15 protein-coding genes are annotated in these 19,395 nt (G+C 45.1%); 6 read left to right on the forward strand and 9 right to left on the reverse strand.

Annotated features, from left to right (window positions below):
- Positions 1–6: 6 nt before the first annotated feature.
- The 3 genes from artJ to C5471_RS09495 form a co-directional block, all read right to left on the reverse strand.
- On the reverse strand, positions 7–741 hold the full coding sequence (gene artJ, locus C5471_RS09485; RefSeq protein WP_133814515.1) for an arginine ABC transporter substrate-binding protein: 735 nt from the start codon (positions 739–741) through the stop codon (positions 7–9).
- An 18-nt stretch (positions 742–759) separates the two neighbouring features.
- Entirely contained in the window at positions 760–1,488 is a 729-nt protein-coding gene (gene artP, locus C5471_RS09490; RefSeq protein ID WP_133814516.1) for an arginine ABC transporter ATP-binding protein ArtP, read from the reverse strand.
- Between the two features lie 267 nt (positions 1,489–1,755).
- Positions 1,756–2,655 (reverse strand): LysO family transporter, encoded by a 900-nt coding sequence (locus C5471_RS09495; protein ID WP_133814517.1) that lies wholly within the window; start codon positions 2,653–2,655, stop codon positions 1,756–1,758.
- A gap of 315 nt (positions 2,656–2,970) precedes the next feature.
- Between C5471_RS09495 and macA the strand changes: the two genes are divergently transcribed.
- Both macA and macB read left to right on the forward strand, forming a co-directional pair.
- Positions 2,971–4,083: a macrolide transporter subunit MacA gene (macA, locus tag C5471_RS09500; protein ID WP_133814518.1), complete on the forward strand. Its 1,113-nt coding sequence runs from the start codon at positions 2,971–2,973 to the stop codon at positions 4,081–4,083.
- Entirely contained in the window at positions 4,083–6,026 is a 1,944-nt protein-coding gene (gene macB / locus C5471_RS09505) for a macrolide ABC transporter ATP-binding protein/permease MacB (protein WP_133814519.1), read from the forward strand. The genes macA and macB overlap by 1 nt, the downstream gene beginning before the upstream one ends.
- A gap of 75 nt (positions 6,027–6,101) precedes the next feature.
- Here macB and cspD read toward each other — a convergent pair whose 3' ends face one another.
- Positions 6,102–6,332 carry a cold shock-like protein CspD gene (cspD, locus tag C5471_RS09510; protein WP_133814520.1) on the reverse strand — a complete coding sequence of 77 codons (231 nt, stop codon included), beginning with the start codon at positions 6,330–6,332 and terminating at the stop codon, positions 6,102–6,104.
- A 344-nt stretch (positions 6,333–6,676) separates the two neighbouring features.
- Here cspD and clpS point away from each other — a divergent pair, with 344 nt between their 5' ends.
- Positions 6,677–6,997 (forward strand): ATP-dependent Clp protease adapter ClpS, encoded by a 321-nt coding sequence (clpS, locus tag C5471_RS09515; RefSeq protein WP_133814521.1) that lies wholly within the window; start codon positions 6,677–6,679, stop codon positions 6,995–6,997.
- Positions 6,998–7,028: 31 nt separating this feature from the next.
- Positions 7,029–9,305 carry an ATP-dependent Clp protease ATP-binding subunit ClpA gene (gene clpA, locus C5471_RS09520; RefSeq protein WP_133814522.1) on the forward strand — a complete coding sequence of 759 codons (2,277 nt, stop codon included), beginning with the start codon at positions 7,029–7,031 and terminating at the stop codon, positions 9,303–9,305.
- Between the two features lie 70 nt (positions 9,306–9,375).
- Here clpA and infA read toward each other — a convergent pair whose 3' ends face one another.
- From infA to trxB, 5 genes are all read right to left on the reverse strand, one after another.
- On the reverse strand, positions 9,376–9,594 hold the full coding sequence (infA, locus tag C5471_RS09525; RefSeq protein WP_002211347.1) for a translation initiation factor IF-1: 219 nt from the start codon (positions 9,592–9,594) through the stop codon (positions 9,376–9,378).
- A 157-nt stretch (positions 9,595–9,751) separates the two neighbouring features.
- Positions 9,752–10,444 carry a leucyl/phenylalanyl-tRNA--protein transferase gene (gene aat, locus C5471_RS09530; protein ID WP_133814523.1) on the reverse strand — a complete coding sequence of 231 codons (693 nt, stop codon included), beginning with the start codon at positions 10,442–10,444 and terminating at the stop codon, positions 9,752–9,754.
- Positions 10,435–12,201: a heme ABC transporter ATP-binding protein/permease CydC gene (cydC, locus tag C5471_RS09535; RefSeq protein ID WP_133814524.1), complete on the reverse strand. Its 1,767-nt coding sequence runs from the start codon at positions 12,199–12,201 to the stop codon at positions 10,435–10,437. The genes aat and cydC overlap by 10 nt, the downstream gene beginning before the upstream one ends.
- A 2-nt stretch (positions 12,202–12,203) precedes the next feature.
- Positions 12,204–13,973, reverse strand: coding sequence for a heme ABC transporter permease/ATP-binding protein CydD (gene cydD / locus C5471_RS09540; RefSeq protein ID WP_133814525.1), 1,770 nt, complete (start codon positions 13,971–13,973; stop codon positions 12,204–12,206).
- A 105-nt stretch (positions 13,974–14,078) separates the two neighbouring features.
- The gene (trxB, locus tag C5471_RS09545; protein ID WP_133814526.1) at positions 14,079–15,038 is read right to left on the reverse strand and encodes a thioredoxin-disulfide reductase; all 960 of its coding nucleotides are present in this window, start codon (positions 15,036–15,038) and stop codon (positions 14,079–14,081) included.
- Between the two features lie 507 nt (positions 15,039–15,545).
- On the opposite strand from trxB, the gene lrp reads away from it, so the two are divergent.
- Together lrp and C5471_RS09555 are read left to right on the forward strand one after the other, a co-directional pair.
- Complete coding sequence (lrp, locus tag C5471_RS09550) at positions 15,546–16,040, forward strand: leucine-responsive transcriptional regulator Lrp (protein ID WP_023044766.1); 495 nt, start codon at positions 15,546–15,548, stop codon at positions 16,038–16,040.
- Positions 16,041–16,173: 133 nt separating this feature from the next.
- Positions 16,174–19,386 (forward strand): DNA translocase FtsK 4TM domain-containing protein, encoded by a 3,213-nt coding sequence (locus tag C5471_RS09555; RefSeq protein WP_133814527.1) that lies wholly within the window; start codon positions 16,174–16,176, stop codon positions 19,384–19,386.
- Positions 19,387–19,395 lie beyond the last annotated feature (9 nt).

Here is a 19,395-nt window from a genome sequence, read left to right on the forward strand (position 1 = left end):
CAGTTATTATTCAAACCATTTTTTATAGATGATGTCATAAGTGCCATCTCGTTTGATATCAGCCAGTGCTTTGTTCAGTTTATCCTGTAGCTCTTTGTTGCCTTTACGCACGGCAATCCCTAAACCGATACCAAAGTAATTTTTGTCAGTGACTTTGTTACCCACGGTACTTAAGTTTTCATTTTTTTTCAGCCATTCGTTGACAACGGCAGTGTCACCGAAGACGGCGTCCAGACGGCCATTTTTCAGATCCAGAATGGCATTCTGATAGCTGTCATAGGGAACGGTTTTAATCTCTTTTCGTTGTTCCATCAGGTACTTCTGGTGAGTTGTACCATTCTGGATACCCACTTGTTTGCTTTTCAGGTCTGCGATGCTGGAGATTTTGCCTTTAATTGTGATAAATATCGCTGAGTTATCGTAATAAGTATCAGTAAAATCAACCTGTTTCTGACGTTCAGGGGTGATATCTATACCTGCCACTAAAGCGTCGAAGCGACGGAATTTCAAACTTGGGATCAGGCTGTCAAATGATTGGTTAGTGAAAGTACATGTTACATTAATTTGCTCACAGATGGCATTGGCCAGATCGATATCAAAACCCTGAATTTTATTATTTGCATCAATAAATTCAAACGGCGGATAAGTGGCTTCCGTGGCAAAACGAAGGGTCTGTTTTTCCGTGGCGGTTGCAGATAACGTAACGGTACCCAAGAGGGCGGCAAGGAGTAATTTTTTCATCGCTATATCCTGTAGTAGTTAGTGTGACAGATAATTAGCAAAGGCTTTGGTTTGTGGTTGAGTAAAATGGCTGATATCACCTTGTTCTATAATGCGGCCGTTTTCCATATAGACAACACGGCTAGCGGCTTTACGGGCGATTTCCACTTCATGGGTCACGATAATCTGTGTAATACCTGTTGCAGACAATTCATGGATAATATTCACTACTTGTGCGGTGATTTCCGGGTCCAGTGCCGCCGTTGGTTCATCAAATAATAAAATCTGTGGTTCCATCATCAATGCCCGTGCAATAGCGACCCGCTGCTGTTGTCCACCGGATAAATGTTGTGGAAAGCGACCGGCAAAATCCTCCAGGCGCAAACGGGAAAGTAGCTTATCTGCTTTTTCCTTAGCCTGCTGTTTGGATAAACCGAGCACACGACAAGGGGCCTCGATCAGGTTATCCATGACAGTGAGGTGTGGCCACAAGTTATATTGCTGAAAAACCATACCGACATTCTGACGTAGAGAACGAATCTCCTTTATTCCTGGCGTTTGTTCAAAATTGAATTGATGATTAGCAACCGCCAACTGGCCGGATCGCGGTATTTCCAGCAGGTTTAGTACCCGCAACAACGTGCTTTTACCTGCGCCACTTGGCCCTAGCAAAACCATCGTTTCCCCTGAGCAACACTTAAGATTAATATCAAACAGTGCCTGATGGGCTCCGTAATAGCAATCAATGCTTTTTAATTGAATACTCATGCTTTAATTCTGAATAGTCAGTGATTTATCCCGATGCTAAACCTATTAGCATAATTATGCAATATTTTATGCATAGAATATTATTAATCGATATTTCAATAACATGTCTGATTAACCTGTTCTACTGTGCTTTGTATAATTCGTTAACAAAAGCTTGCTTATGCTGTTTTCATACGGCGGAAATGAATAATTATTTCTTATTTCTCAGTAAGTAAGTGTTCAGATTGTTATTGATGACATCGAATATCATTGTGGCTGAAATACTGATTAAGTAAAGAATGCGATCAGTAAAGGGGCCAGTAAGCTCAACAAAAAACCGTGAACAATAGCGGCTGGAATAATACTGACTCCACCACATCGTTGTAATATCGGCAGAGTGAAATCCATTGAAGTCGCACCGCTTAACCCTATTGCGCTTGAACGATACCGATTGATCAGAACCGGAATAAGCATAATTGCTGCAAGTTCACGCACCAGATCATTAAAGAATGCGGCACTGCCGATGATTGGCCCGTAAGCGTCAGAAAGCAAGATGCCGGAAAGGGAATACCAGCCATAACCGGAAGCAAATGCTAAACCTGTTTTGATCGGCAGTCCAAGGATAAGTGCCGCAATTGCACCGCCAGCAAGTGCACTGACAGCGACGATAATCGCAATAGCCGTACCACGGCGGTTTAGCAATATCTGTTTGAGGTTCATGCCGCTGTTACGTAATTGAATACCTACCAGCAACAGTAAAATAACCAGCGCAATTTCACTGGCACGATTGGCGAAATGCAGCCATGACCAGTCGGTTAACCCAAGTAGAAAACCTAAAATCAGAACACCACATAATTTCAGTGATTCAAAAATCATATGTAAACGGGAAGGCGGTTTTTCCTGTTTATGCGGGCTGACAATCCAGGGATTGTGTTTTTCAAACAGGAATAATGCCAGCATATTGGAGGCAAAAATACACAAGAAAAATACAGAAGCATACTGAAAAATATAAAATAGATTGCTGCTTAAATTTTCCAATAAAGCGAGGCTGATTCCCATTAAAAACAGAATGACATAGACCATTGCATTAAGAAGATGATGAACAGCGTTTAGCAGTGCTTTGTTATTCAAATGGGTAAGATAGCCTAGTGCTAACGGCAAAAGAATGATCAGCAGCCCAGAATACATAATTAATATCCTTTAAAACGATTAACGTCTTTTTATCCAAGTTTAGTCTAAAAATCAGACTGAAAGACTACGGAAATTAAAGATAACAATTTTTTTACATTAAGAGAATAGCCAGGATAAGGTGAAGTATGTTGTTGCTCAAAGAATTTTTTATTCTTAAGGTGGGTGTGTTATTAAGAACTTTCAGTAGATATAAAACTCAAAGAGGGTTGTATCTATTTAGGATGAGTGGAAATTTCCGGTTTTTGTGGCATTGCAAGAAACATTGCTTTTTGCCCACTCCGTTGCTCCCATGTTTAAAGTGGTGATATTTAAATGAATTTTATGAGTTCGAAGCGTCGATGGATTGTGTTGTTAACTATTGTGGCAGTTATTGCGTTGGCTCTGGCCTATTTTCTGCGTGGACCAGAAACGATTAAATATCAGACTATACCTGTCATTAAAGGCGATTTGGAGAAAAATGTCCTGGCTACAGGGAAGTTGGATGCTGTCAGAAAAGTAGATGTAGGGGCGCAGGTTAGTGGTCAGTTGCAGAACTTGTATGTTGAAGTGGGTGATAAGGTGACAAAGGGCCAGTTATTGGCATTGATCGATCCTAAACCTGCTCAAAACCAAGTAAAAGAAGTTGAAGCGACGATTAAAGAATTGAGCGCTAATCTGATGGAGGCCAGGGCACAATTGAAGCTGGCACAGCTGACATTACAACGTCAGAATAATCTGGCAGAAGTGCAGGCAGTCTCTCGCCAGGAATTAGATCAGGTTAAAACGGATGTTGAAGTGAAAAGAGCGAGGGTAGAAACTTTGCTGGCGCAAATCAGTAAAAATCAGGCCAGCCTTGATACTGCCAGGGCTAATTTGCAATACACCCGTATTACTGCGCCGATGGATGGCATTGTTGTTAATATCAAAACACTTCAAGGGCAAACGGTTATCGCGGCACAGGAAGCCCCGACTATTCTGACATTGGCTGATCTTGGCACGATGCTGGTAAAAGCGGAAGTTTCAGAGGCGGATGTTATTGACCTGAAACCCGGTCAGAAAGCTTCTTTTACCGTATTAGGCGCACCTGACAAGAATTTCACTGGTGTGTTGAAAGATATCTTGCCGACGCCAGAAAAGATTAATGATGCCGTTTTCTTTTATGCCCGCTTTGAGGTGCCTAACCCTAAGCAACTTTTGCGTTTACAAATGACGGCTCAAGTAAAAATCCAGCTCGATTCCCATCCTGGCGTGTTAATGATCCCGCTTTTTGCTCTGGGTAAACAGATCACCCCAACCCGCTATGAGGTGGATATCCTAAAGGGGGGTAAAGAAGAGAAACAGGAAGTGACTATTGGTGTACGCAATGATGTGAATGTACAGATTTTGTCCGGCCTGAAAGAACATGAGCAGGTGATTACTGGTCGTGGTGAAGCAGGGGATGAGTAATGAATGCGTTACTTGAGCTGAGAGGCATAGAGCGCAGCTATTCTGCTGGTGAGCAACAGATAAAAGTACTTGATGATGTTACCTTGTCTATTCACTCCGGAGAGATGGTTGCGATTATCGGCGCTTCTGGGTCTGGTAAATCGACACTGATGAATATCCTTGGTTGTCTTGATAAACCCAGTCGTGGTGAATACCGGGTCGCGGGACAGAATGTTGCTGAACTGAATAATGATGAACTGGCGGCGTTGAGACGGGAGCATTTTGGGTTTATTTTTCAGCGTTATCATTTGCTGACCCATTTGACCGCTGAACAGAATGTAGAAATTCCTGCGATTTACGCCGGGGCGGCTAAAACTGTACGCAGACAGAGAGCAGTAGAGTTGCTTGACCGTTTGGGGCTTGACGAGAGAGTCAACTATCGGCCAGGGCAGCTTTCTGGTGGACAGCAGCAGAGGGTCAGTATCGCCAGGGCGTTGATGAATGGTGGTCAGGTTATTTTGGCTGATGAGCCAACGGGGGCGTTGGATAGCCATTCTGGTGAAGAGGTGATGGCTATCCTCAAACAACTGTGTGAACAGGGGCATACCGTTATTATTGTCACGCATGATCCGAAAATCGCGGCTCAGGCACAGCGGATTATTGAGATCAAAGATGGCCGCATTATGAGTGACTCAGGCTCGAAACTGAGTAAAACCGTGACGGAAGCCCCACCGATAACATCTAAAATATCATCAATACGTCAGATTTTTGGCCGATTTAATGAAGCTTTATTGATGGCATGGCGGGCGATGGTCGTCAACAAGATGCGGACTTTGTTGACGATGTTAGGGATTATTATTGGTATCGCGTCTGTAGTGACTATTTTGGTTATTGGAGATGCCGCTAAGGCATTGGTGTTATCCGATATTAAAGAGATTGCAACGAATACCATTAGTGTTTATCCGGGAGAAGATTTTGGTAGTGACGATCCGGTCAGTAAGCAAGCGCTGAAAATCGCGGATGTAGACGCTATCAGAGCACAATCTTATATTCTGGCGGTTTCACCGAATATTGAGGGAGGGACGCGCCTTCGTAAAGGAAACATTGATGTTGCTGCGAGGGTCTCCGGCATTGGTGATGAATATTTTCAGGTTTATGCTTTGCGCTTTGCTCAGGGAATGAGTTTTACATCGGATATGGTACGCCGTCAGGGGCAAGTTGTGGTTATTGATAGAAATACCCAGCGTAAATTATTTCCTCACCAAAAAAATGTGATTGGGGAAGTCATTCTGATGGGTAATATGCCTGCCACTATTGTCGGGGTGATAGCTGAAAGAAAATCGGCATTAGGCAGTGATAGTTCATTACATGTCTGGTTACCTTATAGCACCATGACCAGTCGCCTGCTAAACCGGAATTATCTGGATTCAGTTGTTGTCAGAATCAAGGATGGTCACAACTCTAAGGAGGCAGAACAGAAGATCGTTCGATTGCTGACTTTACGCCATGGGAAAAAGGATATTTTCAGCTATAACACGGATATGCTGATAAAAACGGTGGAAAAAACGACCCGTACTTTACAGCTGTTTTTAACAATGGTGGCAGTCATCTCATTGATCGTTGGTGGTATCGGGGTCATGAATATTATGTTGGTTTCGGTCACTGAACGCACAAGAGAGATTGGCATCCGTATGGCCGTAGGGGCCAGAACCAGTGATGTTATGCAGCAGTTTCTGATAGAAGCTATTTTGGTTTGTTTGGTTGGCGGTATTTTGGGAATAGCACTGTCTTATACGATTGCATTTATTGCGCAACTGGCACTGCCAGGCTGGAGTTTTGTTTTTCAGCCAGTCGCTTTACTGAGTGCTTTCGCCTGTTCTACCGCAATTGGTGTGATATTTGGGTTTTTGCCGGCCCGTAATGCTGCCCGCCTTGATCCGATAGACGCTCTGGCGAGAGAATAAGTGGACGTTATGTCACCCCACAGGCAAAATTGCCTGTGGGGTGTAAAAGTAACACCTGGTCATATTACCCATAGGTCAGGTTATCTGGCCTTTGGATTCGTTTTCAAGGGGAACAATAATGCTGGCATGATTTCCCTTTGGGCCTTGGTGAATGCTGAAATACACCTTTTGGCCTGCTTTCAGTGTCCGGTAACCGTCCATCTGAATGGTTGAGTAATGAGCGAATATATCTTCTCCGCCGCTTGCCGGGCAAATAAACCCAAAGCCCTTGGCATTATTGAACCACTTAACAGTACCTGTCTCCATACTTTTACATCCCTCGTTTAATCATTTCGGTTGAGATGAGTCATTAATATAACGTGCGTAAACAATCACATGTAACCAGTTACATTATCTATGTTTGTTCACAAAACATACTGTAATAAAAATCAAATTCTCGTCAAGTACAGAACAAATGTCTGGTTGTTTTGAATGACCAAAGTTTGATATAGATAACGATATGAGTTTTGTTCATTCACTTTTATGCCGGGTTTTTATAGCGGAATAGACTGTGGTAAACGGAGTTGCCCAGATAAATGATAAGATAAGTGGAAACATAATTTATTTGCTGGCAGTAGCTGGTATTAGCGATTAATCCTGTTGGAAAAACAATGAGTGAATATCATAATAGTTTGAAAAATAAAGAGTTAGTTAAGAGTGAGCAACAGCAAAAATTGCAACCGCCATCAATGTATCAGGTCATTCTTAACAATGATGATTACACTCCGATGGAGTTTGTAGTTGACGTATTACGAAAGTTCTTTTCTTATGATGTTGAACGGGCAACGCAATTAATGCTGGATGTCCATTATCAGGGTAAAGCTATTTGTGGGGTTTATACCGCAGAGGTGGCAGAAACTAAAGCGGCTCAGATAAATATGTATGCCAGGGAGCAGGGGCATCCATTACTTTGTACGCTGGAAAAAATCTGACCAAGTATACTGATTTTAGGGGGAGGTGCCTATGCTCAATCAAGAGCTTGAACTTAGTCTTAATATTGCCTTTGCTAAAGCGCGGGATAACAGACACGAGTTTATGACCGTGGAGCACCTATTGCTGGCATTGTTAAGCAATTCATCAGCGCGTGAAGCATTGGAAGCGTGCAAGGTCGATCTGGCTCAATTGCGTAAGGAGCTGGAGAATTTTATTTCACAAACAACACCGTTGCTGCCTGAGAATGATGAGCGGGAGACTCAGCCAACCTTGAGCTTTCAGCGTGTTCTTCAGCGCGCGGTATTTCATGTTCAGTCCTCTGGGCGTTCAGAGGTTTCCGGTGCTAATGTGCTGGTGGCTATTTTCAGCGAACAGGAGTCTCAGGCTGCTTATTTGCTGCGTAAACATGATGTCAGTCGTTTGGATGTGGTTAATTTCATTTCTCATGGAACGCAGAAAGAAGACATTGAATCGGATCATCAGGGAATAGGCGCTCAATCTGCGGAAGAACAGCCTGCTGGTGAAGATCGGTTGGAGAATTTTACCACTAATCTTAATCAACTTGCCCTAAGAGGGCAGATTGATCCATTGATTGGCCGCCATGATGAGCTGGAAAGAACGATTCAGGTACTGTGCCGTCGCCGGAAAAACAACCCATTATTGGTGGGGGAATCGGGGGTGGGGAAAACCGCTATTGCAGAAGGATTGGCATGGCGGATTGTACAAAAAGATGTACCGGAAGTGATGGCCAATTGTACGATTTATTCACTGGATATTGGTTCATTGCTGGCAGGAACCAAATATCGCGGTGATTTTGAGAAGCGCTTCAAAGCCTTGTTAAAAAACCTTGAGCAAGATAGAAAAAGTATTCTATTCATAGATGAAATCCATACCATTATCGGTGCAGGTGCGGCGTCAGGGGGGCAAGTCGATGCGGCTAATCTGATCAAACCTCTGTTATCCAGTGGACGTATCAGGGTGATTGGTTCTACGACATATCATGAATTCAGTAATATTTTTGAAAAAGACCGAGCGCTGGCGCGTCGTTTTCAGAAGATTGATATTGTTGAACCTTCACCGGAAGAGACGGTACAGATTATTAAAGGGTTGCGGCCAAAATACGAGGCGCACCATGATGTACGCTATACCACGAAAGCTATCCGCGCTGCGGTTGATTTATCAGTGAAATATATTACTGATCGTCACTTACCCGATAAAGCTATTGATGTCATTGATGAGGCGGGGGCGCGTACTCGTCTGGTGCCGGTCAGCCGGCGTAAGAAAACGATCAATGTGTCGGATATTGAATTTATCGTTGCACGTATTGCTCGTATTCCTGAAAAAACAGTTTCGGCCAGTGATAAGGATGTATTGAAGACGCTGGATGAGCGGTTGAAGATGCTGGTGTTTGGTCAGGATACAGCGATTGCAGCATTAACCGAAGCAATCAAGATGAGTCGTGCGGGATTAGGGCAGGATAATAAACCGGTGGGTTCTTTCCTGCTTGCTGGTCCGACAGGGGTAGGCAAAACGGAAGTCACCGTGCAGCTTGCCAGGGCACTGAATATCAAATTATTGCGCTTTGATATGTCGGAATATATGGAACGCCACACCGTCAGCCGCTTGATTGGTGCGCCGCCAGGATATGTTGGTTTTGATCAGGGGGGATTACTCACAGATGCGGTGATTAAGCATCCTCATTCAGTGTTGCTGCTTGATGAGATTGAAAAAGCCCATCCAGATGTATTTAACTTGTTATTGCAAGTGATGGATAACGGTACTCTGACCGATAACAACGGCCGTAAGGCGGATTTCCGTAACGTTATTGTCGTTATGACAACGAATGCTGGCGTACGTGAAACTCAGCGCACATCCATCGGATTTAAGCAGCAGGATAACAGCTCTGACGCGATGGGAGAGATCAAGAAGGTATTTACACCGGAATTCCGTAACCGTCTTGATGGCATTATCTGGTTTAATGCGCTTTCTGTTGAGGTTATCCAACAGGTAGTCGATAAGTTCATTGTCGCACTGCAAGCACAATTGGATGAAAAAGGCGTTTCACTGGAAGTCAGTGCGGATGCTCGCCAATGGCTGTGTAATAAAGGCTACGATAAAGCAATGGGCGCTCGTCCAATGGCGCGGGCCATTCAAGATAACCTGAAAAAACCGCTAGCCAATGAACTATTGTTTGGTTCATTAGTTCACGGTGGCTCGGTTCGTATTGATCTGGATAAGGCAAAACGGGTACTGACCTACGATTTCAGCAATGCTTATAAGCAGAAACCGGAAAACGTAGTGCACTGATATAGGGTCACACCACAGGTGAATACAAAGTTGCTATTACCTGTGGTGTAATACCTGAAACGGTAATGAATCAGCGGCTACGGAAGACGATACGGCCTTTGCTCAGGTCATATGGGGTCAGCTCAACTGTAACCTTGTCGCCTGTCAGGATGCGGATGTAATTTTTACGCATTTTACCGGAGATGTGAGCAGTGACTACGTGCCCGTTTTCTAATTCAACGCGGAACATAGTATTTGGCAGCGTGTCCAGCACGGTACCTTGCATTTCAATATTGTCTTCTTTGGCCATCTAATCCTCTAAGTTTAATAACCATCGTTTTTAACCGGCAAGATAATGCCGAAAAACCCGCATTATGTAAAGGAATGTTGTCTTTTAAACCACTATATTTGCAAATAACTCATGGTTGCATTCCCGCCATAATCAACATTGGTTGGTAAAATATTGATTATAATTCCAGTACTTGTTGCAACCAGCAGCCAGGTTTTAATGACCGGTTTCTGAATTGATAAAGATACTGAATAAATTCTTCCCTGGAGATTTCCTTTGCTCCCAGTGAGGCAGTGTGATGATTTAGCACTTGGCAATCAAGCAGTTCACCACCGTATCGCAGAAAATGGTGATAGAAAGCAACGAAAGCGCATTTGGATGCATTCTCCATTCGGCTGAACATAGATTCACCGCAAAATAAAGTGCCAACGTTGACGCCATACAGGCCACCGACAATATGTTCACCATACCAGACTTCTACCGAATGCGCCTTTCCTGTCTGGTGTAACTCTTGATAACCTTGTTGGATATCCCTGCCTATCCAGGTTCCTTCCTGCCGTTGAGCGCAGTAATGAATCACTTGTTCAAAAGCATGATTCACCGTAATGCGGTATGGATGATTGCGCAGAAACCGGCGTAATGTCCGGCCAGTATGCAATTCACCCGGCATGATTATCGCACGTGGATCAGGCGACCACCAAAGCGGTATTTCACTGGGTAAAAACCAAGGGAAGATCCCTTGATGATAAGCTGCGCTCAACCGTTCAGAGGATAAATCTCCGCCCACTGCCAGCAGGCCGTTCGGTTCCATTAATGCCTCTGCTGGGTGAGGGAAGTCATATGAATCATCATTCAGTTGAATTATTGGCATGGTGTATTACCGCTCCGACTCAGGCGAATCTGATATTGCCGCTGATAAAACTGATAATAGAAGCCTTGTCGAGCCAGTAACTCATTATGCTGCCCTTGTTCAATAATAGCGCCTCCATCCATGACATAAATACGGTCCATATGGTCAAGACTGTACAGACGGTGGGTAACAATAATCAATGTCTTATGCTGGCAATGCTGGCGCAGTAGGGACAGAATTTGCTGTTCAGTATCCGCATCAAGCCCTTCCGTTGGTTCATCCAGTAACATGAGAGGCGCTGAATGCAGTAACGCTCTGGCAATGCCTAGGCGGCGCTGTTCACCGCCTGATAACTGACGGCCACCTTCGCCCATCCAGCAGTTCAGTCCCTCATCCGTTTCCAGCAGATTGCTTAAACCTACTTGTTTCAGCACAGTTTCCAGCTCATTATCGGCAGCATTTGGCTTTGCCAGTAATAAATTTTCACGCAACGTATGGCTAAATACATGAACACGTTGTGGAACAACCGATATCATACTGCGCAGGGTCGGTTCGTCATAAACAGTAATAGGATGTTGGTTCAGACAGATAGTACCTGAATCCGCGTTCCAGGCACGAGTGAGTAACTGTAGCAACGTAGATTTACCACAACCTGTTTTTCCTAACAGAGCGATATGTTCTCCCGCTTTTAAGCAGAGAGAAATATTTTTCAGGACAGGTAATGGTTGTTCGGGGTAAGTGAAACAGAGATTTTCAATGTTAATACTGATTTGCTCTGAACTTTCCGGCCCAGAAGCAGGAAAAATCACTTCCGGTTCTTGTTGCATCAATTGGGAAACGTGGGTTGCAGAGGTAATGACTTGTCCCAGGTGTTGGAATGCAACAGCGACCGGGCCCAGGGCTTCAAAAGCGGCAAGCGAGCAGAAGACAAACAGTGCAATCAAGGCGCCTGGCTGACTGTTCCCTCCCACACCATTAGCGGCTATCCACAGGATGAATGTGACGGTCATACCGGTGGCAAAAATCATGATGGCTTGTGACAAACCGGTCAGATTAGCTTGCTGTTGCTGACGCTTTAGCCAACGTGATTCAACATCCGCCATCGACTTTCGGAAGCGGCCAAGAGCACCGAATACCATCAATTCGGCTTGTCCCTGCAATGTCGCCGTGAGTTGAGTGCGGTATTGACTACGCAGAATGGTCAGATCACGGCCGATGGGTTTACCTGCGTGATAAAATACCAATGGCAGCAAGATCAGCAGAGTCAGCATAATACTGCCAAGGGCATAGGCCAATGTGAGATCCAGAAAACCGAGGCCGAAAGTGAGGACGATGATAACGACAATGGCTGCGAATATCGGTGAAATGACTCGTAAATAGAGATGGTCCAACGTTTCAACATCAGCAACTAGCCGGTTGAGTAGTTCACCCTGGCGAAAACGGGCGATTCCTCCCGGTGAAAGTGGCAAGATTTTCTGAAAAGCAAATACCCGCAAATGTGCCAGTACACGAAAAGTTGCATCATGGCTGACCAGCCGTTCAGCATAACGTCCGGCAGTACGCAGAATAGCGGCACCACGGACACCCGCAGCCGGTAGCATATAGTTGAATGTATTAAGTCCGGCAAAACCTGCCAGCGCGGTGCCGGCAAGGAACCAACCAGACAGCGTCAGTAAGCCTATGCTGGCAAGTAACGTAACAATCGCTAGAACCATACCTAAACTGATAAGAAACCCATGGCGGCGATAGAGCGCCAGAAAGGGAAGCAATACCCGCATAACTAAAGCTCCTCACTCCGATGAGATAACAGACGGGCGAATGCTCCCTGAGATTGCTTCAACGTCTGGTAATCTCCCTGTTCAATGATTAACCCTTTTTCCATGACCCAGATTTGATCATATTCCCGTGTTTCCTCCAATTGGTGGGTAACTAACAGGGTCGTCTGATGATGAGATGCCTGATTCAGTGTTTTCATCACCCGTTGTTCGCTATGGGCATCCAGACTGGCGGCAGGCTCATCCAGTAATAATAATTGGCAAGGTTTCAATAAGGCGCGGGCAACAGCGATACGTTGGGCCTGACCAACGGATAGCCGTGCTGCATTATCACCAATAATGGTATTCAGCCCATCAGGTAAATCATTAACAAATTCGGTGACGTATGCCTGTTCCATAACCTGATGGATTTGTTGTTGATTCGCATCAGGTTGATTCAGGCGAAGATTATCAAGCAAAGTTTGCTCAGGCAGGTGTGGATTTTGCCCAACCCAGCTCAATTGATCACGCCATTTCTGTGGATCTAACTCACGCAGCTCAGTGCCATTGATTTGTATTGAACCACGGTAGGGTAGAAACCCTAACAATAAATTCAAGAGCGAGCTTTTACCCGCTCCGCTTTGCCCAACTAATGCAACGCGTTGATTTTTCTCTATAGTAAAATTTAGCGGGCCAGCCAGCGGGTTGCCATCGTGAGCCAAAATTTCCAGATGATTAGCGATTATCGTTAGAGAACTTTGGGTACTTAGCGTTTTATCGCCACTCGCAGGTGCATGTTCACCCTCACTGTTTAGCAGCGTCACCAATGATTCGGCTGCGCCAATCGCCTGTGCTTTGGCGTGATAATAAGTACCAAGATCACGCAGTGGCTGGAAAAATTCCGGGGCGAGGATTAAGACCAGAAAACCCGCAAACAGGGTCACGCCCATACCGTAACTGCCAAAATTAAGCTCACCCAGATAGGAAAAACCGAAATAGACGGCAACGACGGCAATAGAAACAGCAGCAAAGAATTCCAGCACCGCTGAAGAGAGGAATGCCATTCTCAGAACTTCCATTGTCTTGCGGCGGAAATCCTCAGTGGATTCGCTGATTTGTTGTACTTCCGCTTTGCCACGATAAAACAGGCGCAACGTTTCCAGCCCGCGCAGACGATCAAGGAAATTACCGCTCAACCGCTCCAATGCGACAAAGTTTCGCCGGTTGGCATCTGCGGCACCTAAACCAACCAGTGCCATAAACAGGGGAATAAGCGGAGCCGTTGCAAACAAAATCAGCCCGGCAGCCCAGTTAACAGGAAATAGGGTGATCAGGATAAGAATAGGGATCATCACTGCGAGATACATCTGTGGCAGATAGCGAGAGTAGTAATCCTGCATATCGTCTATTTGCTCAAGAATAATCGTTGCCCAACTACCTGCTGGTTTACCTTTAACCCATACCGGGCCAAGTTGTTCAAGTTTATCCAATACCATCGTGCGGATTTTCTGGCGCACGATTTTGCCACAAATAAAACCGATCCGTTCCCGGATAACACTGATTATTGCCCGCAGAGCGAAGGTTGTCGCTAGCAGCCAGAATTTATCCATGATGTGCTCGCGGGGAATGTTATCCATGATTAAAGCTTGCAGGATTGAGGCCAGTAACCAGGCTTGAGTGATGATCAACAAGCCACTGATTAAGCCAAATAGCATGGACAGGCGGAGCCAGCGCCGGGCCGGAGCACTTTGCTGCTTCAACCAGCGAACCAATTCATACTGTCTTGTTTTGTCCATAGGAAAAATTCTGATTATCAAAAAGGCTGGACTAGTGTCAGCATCCTGCCGATATGTTACATGCGAAAAGGCGCTACTGAAATAGCGCCTTGAAAGAAAAAGAGTTTATTTCGCTGCCAGCCCATCAAGGAAACGTTCTGCATCAAGGGCTGCCATACAACCTGTACCGGCGGATGTAATTGCCTGGCGGTAGGTATGGTCCATTACATCACCGGCGGCGAATACACCGGGAATTGAGGTCTGGGTAGCGTTACCTTGTAAACCGGATTGAACTTTAATGTAACCATTCTCCAGTTCCAATTGTCCTGCAAAGATAGCGGTGTTAGGGGTATGGCCGATAGCAATGAATGTGCCGGTAACCGCTAATTCTTCGGTTGTGCCGCTGTGGGTATCGCGCAGACGGACACCCGAAACGCCCATCTCATCACCGAGCACTTCATCCAGAGTACGATTAGTGTGCAGAATGATATTGCCATTTTTAACTTTATCCATCAGACGGCCAATCAGGATTTTTTCTGAGCGGAATGTATCACGGCGATGAATCAGGTGAACTTCTGCTGCGATATTTGCCAGATATAAAGCCTCTTCTACTGCGGTATTACCGCCGCCGACCACGGCAACTTTCTGGTTACGATAAAAGAAGCCATCACAGGTTGCACAGGCTGAAATACCACGGCCTTTGAACGACTCTTCGGAAGGCAGACCCAAATAACGTGCAGAAGCGCCTGTTGCGATAATCAGTGCGTCACAGGTATATTCTTGTTCATCACCATAAAGACGGAAAGGACGGTTTTGCAGGTCAACTTTTTGAATATGATCGAAAATGATTTCGGTCTGGAATTTTTCAGCATGTTGGTGCATACGTTCCATTAGCCTTGGGCCGGTCAGACCTTCAGGATCACCGGGCCAGTTTTCGACTTCAGTGGTTGTAGTCAACTGACCGCCTTTTTCAACCCCGGTAATAAGAACCGGATTTAAATTTGCCCGGGCAGCATAAACCGCAGCCGTATAGCCTGCGGGACCGGAGCCAAGAATAATGAGTTTATGGTGTTTGGCGGTGCTCATGAATACCTCATTTCCATTTATTGCATATCGTATATCGAGCGATTGTAGGAGAAATAGGAGGGTAAAAAAAGCTAAAAGACTCATGTTACTAACGATTTTACCGATAGATATTAACTGGCAATGACTTTAACCTGAGAAAAGTGTTCTTTTAGTGCTGTTTGGCTTTCATTTGCTCATTTTTAATCAATGGTAAGCTATCGAAACGATTAACTGAAAATTTGTTCCACAGGTTGTTCTGATTTTTGTTCATTTGCTTTGACAATCGGCTGTGCATTTGCGAAAACATCACTGTAAGAGATAATTATCCACCTCGCTAAATCCGTTTCTATAAAAATCGACAAATCGATATGCGGATAATCTTCTCTGTGCAGCACGAAGAAAATGGCCTGTGAGCTGCTTTACTCTGATAGAGCGGAGCTTTAACTTTAAAGACATCTTTTCCAGCTCAGACTCAAGAGAGATAGGGGAAAATGTTATGGGTGTAGGAAAATAAAGAGAGATCAAAAGATGATAGATAATAAAAAACGTCCGGGAAAAGATCTTGATCGTATAGATCGTAATATCCTCAATGAGTTGCAGAAAGATGGTCGAATTTCTAACGTAGAACTGTCTAAACGGGTAGGATTGTCGCCGACTCCTTGCTTGGAGCGTGTGCGTCGCCTGGAGCGTCAAGGGTTTATTATTGGCTACACCGCATTGTTGAATCCTCATTATCTGGATGCATCGTTGCTGGTGTTTGTTGAAATCACCCTAAACCGTGGTGCACCAGATGTTTTTGAACAATTCAATGCTGCTGTGCAGAAATTGGAAGAGATTCAGGAATGTCATTTGGTTTCCGGTGATTTCGATTACTTATTGAAAACCCGCGTACCAGATATGTCAGCGTATCGTAAGTTACTGGGCGAAACTTTGCTACGTCTGCCAGGTGTTAATGACACCCGCACATATGTTGTGATGGAAGAAGTGAAGCAGAGTAACCGTTTGGTCATTAAGACCCGCTGAAATCCTGCCAAAAAAAATGTACAGGTGCAAAACTGGAAGAACTTAGGTACACTCCTGTTTATGCATACAGTTTCAACGCTGAGTTATCTCGGCGTTGTTCCGTTAAATCAACAGGAAACCTGGAGAGCCTTTCTTGAGCCAGGAATATACAGAAGATAAAAATATTAGGTTGAAGAGACTTAGTAGTGGGCGCAGGTTGTTAGAAGCTGTGTTGCTTGTCATTGTTATCTTAGCGGCTTATCTGATGGTCGCACTTATCAGTTTTAACCCTTCTGATCCCAGTTGGTCCCAGACTGCGTGGCATGAGCCGGTCCATAATTTTGGTGGTGGTGTTGGTGCATGGTTGGCCGATACGCTGTTTTCTGCATTCGGTATACTGGCCTATGCTATCCCGCCACTCATGATATTGGGTTGTTGGACGGCTTTCAGACAACATGATGACAGAGAATATGTCGATTTTTTCGTGCTTGCTTTGCGCGTTATTGGTGCATTGGCAATCGTCTTGACTTCATGTGGATTAGCCGCGCTGAATGTTGACGATCTCCATTACTTTGCTTCTGGCGGCATTATTGGCAGTCTATTTGGCAGTGCGATATTGCCTTGGTTTAATGAATTGGGTGCGACACTGGCCTTATTGTGTGTTTGGGCAATTGGATTTACGTTATTTACTGGCTGGTCATGGTTAACGATTGCTGAAAAAACTGGAGCAATAATTCTTGGCGCGATAGGATTTATTACCAATCGCAGCCGTCATGAACAAGAATATACTCCATATGGTGAAACGGTTATTGAGCCGGAGAATTCCACCAATGGTAAAACAGAACCCGAATTTACAGCGGTTGATATTGATCATGATGATGTGCTGTTTACGGCACCGTCAGCTGCGGAATTGGCAAAAGCTGAACTGGATGAACCAGAATCAGTGAAAGCAGAAGCCGAAGAAAAACAGCAATCTGATATCCCAGTGATTAATATGGCTGATATTGATGCTGAACCTGAAATTCAGGTAAGTCTATCTGATGATGCTGTATGGTCTCAGTCATTAGCAGAAGAACATGAAAAAAATAATGATAATGACGAATCTGTTCGTTACATGTTCGAAATCCCTTCTGAATATAATTTTAAACCTGAATCTGAGCCTATTGTTAAAACGGCACCAACATTTGAACTGACTGGCAACGGGCACAATAGCAGTGACACCTTCACTTTTACGCCTGAAACAGAGCCAAAAGATAGTGCGCCAGTAGCTTCTGCAACGGTTATAGCCGGCAACTCTCAGGTTAAACGGGGGATCGGGCCAGAACTGCCTCGTCCTAACCCTGTCCGTCTGCCAACCCGTCGTGAACTGTATGGCATTAAAGTTCCTTCACAGCGTCTTGCAGAGCAGCAACAGCGTGAAGAAGAGGCCAGACAACAGATAGATGGCGGTGATGATACTGAGTCTGATAAACAGCAAGAAGCGTTGTTGCGCCAGCAGTTTCTTGAACAGCAGAGTGAGCGTTACTGTATCACTGCGGATATCGAAGAACAGGCGCTAACTCAGCCCCAGATAGTGCAGAATCAACCGGAACCGGAAAATCAGCTTTCAGTGGAAGAACCGGTTCAGACAGAGGTTGTTAAACAGGTGGTTGCACCACGGCAACGTGAGCATGATCAAGTGCTGGGTTACCCGCAGGAAAAAGAGCTGGCAGAGCCGCTGTTGACGCCTTCTGTTCAATCAGTGCTGGAAAATTTATCAGAACAGCCTACAGAAATTGCTTTTATACCAGCGCCTGTACACAACGTTGTGCAGCAACCGCAGCAAAATAGCCTATTCCATCCATTTCTGGTTCGTAATGATCAGTCATTACCAAAACCAACGACGCCAATGCCTTCGCTTGATCTGTTAGCCAGTCCTCTGGAAGAAGAGGAGCCAGTTGATATGTTTGCCCTTGAGCAAACTTCCCGTTTGATAGAAGCGCGTTTGAGTGATTATCGGGTTAAAGCTGACGTGGTTGGTTTTTCGCCAGGTCCGGTGATTACCCGATTTGAATTGGATCTGGCTCCGGGTGTTAAAGCATCACGTATTTCCAACTTATCAAGAGACTTAGCGCGTTCTTTGTCTGCGGTAGCGGTACGTATTGTTGAAGTTATTCCCGGTAAGCCCTATGTTGGTCTGGAGTTGCCGAATAGAAAACGTCAGACCGTGTATTTGCGTGAAGTATTAGATTGCGAAAAATTCCGCGATAATCCATCACCACTGACAATTGTGCTGGGTAAAGATATTGGTGGTCAGCCGGTTGTCGCTGATTTAGGCAAAATGCCTCACTTGCTGGTGGCGGGTACAACCGGTTCGGGTAAATCTGTTGGTGTCAACGCGATGATCCTCAGCATCCTCTATAAAGCAAAACCAGAGGATGTCCGCTTTATCATGATAGATCCGAAAATGCTGGAATTGTCGGTTTATGAAGGCATTCCGCATTTGTTGACTGAAGTTGTTACTGATATGAAAGATGCGGCGAATGCGCTGCGCTGGTGTGTTAGTGAAATGGAACGCCGCTATAAACTGATGTCTGCGTTGGGTGTACGTAATCTGGCCGGTTATAACGAAAAGGTTAAACAGGCGGAAGAGATGGGTCGTCCAATTCCTCATCCATTCTGGAAACCTGGCGACAGCATGGATATCACACATCCTGTGCTGAAAAAAGAGCCTTATATTGTTGTTATGGTAGATGAATTTGCTGACCTGATGATGACAGTTGGCAAAAAAGTAGAAGAATTGATTGCCCGCTTGGCGCAGAAAGCCCGGGCTGCCGGTATTCATTTAGTTCTGGCGACCCAACGTCCATCTGTCGATATTATTACTGGACTGATTAAAGCGAATATTCCAACCCGTGTCGCCTTTACAGTTTCCAGTAAGATAGATTCTCGTACGATCCTTGATCAGAGTGGTGCTGAATCTCTTTTGGGAATGGGGGACATGCTTTATTTAGCGCCAAACTCCTCTATTCCGGTACGTGTTCACGGTGCATTTGTCCGGGATCAGGAAGTTCATGAAGTGGTTAATGACTGGAAAGCCCGTGGTCGTCCTGAGTACGTTGACAGTATCCTCAGTGGTGGTGATGATGCTGAGGGGGGGCTGGGTCTTGATAGCGGTGAGGAGTTGGATGCACTGTTCGATCAGGCAGTTGAATTTGTGATTGAAAAACGGCGGGTTTCGATTTCTGGTGTACAGCGTCAGTTCCGTATTGGTTATAACCGTGCTGCGCGGATTGTAGAGCAGATGGAAGCACAGCAGATTGTCAGTGCTCCAGGCCATAATGGCAATCGTGAAGTATTGGCACCGCCGCCACATGAGCGCGGATAATTAATACTG

It is taken from the genome of Photorhabdus tasmaniensis (assembly GCF_011189505.1).
Lineage (GTDB): Bacteria > Pseudomonadota > Gammaproteobacteria > Enterobacterales > Enterobacteriaceae > Photorhabdus > Photorhabdus tasmaniensis.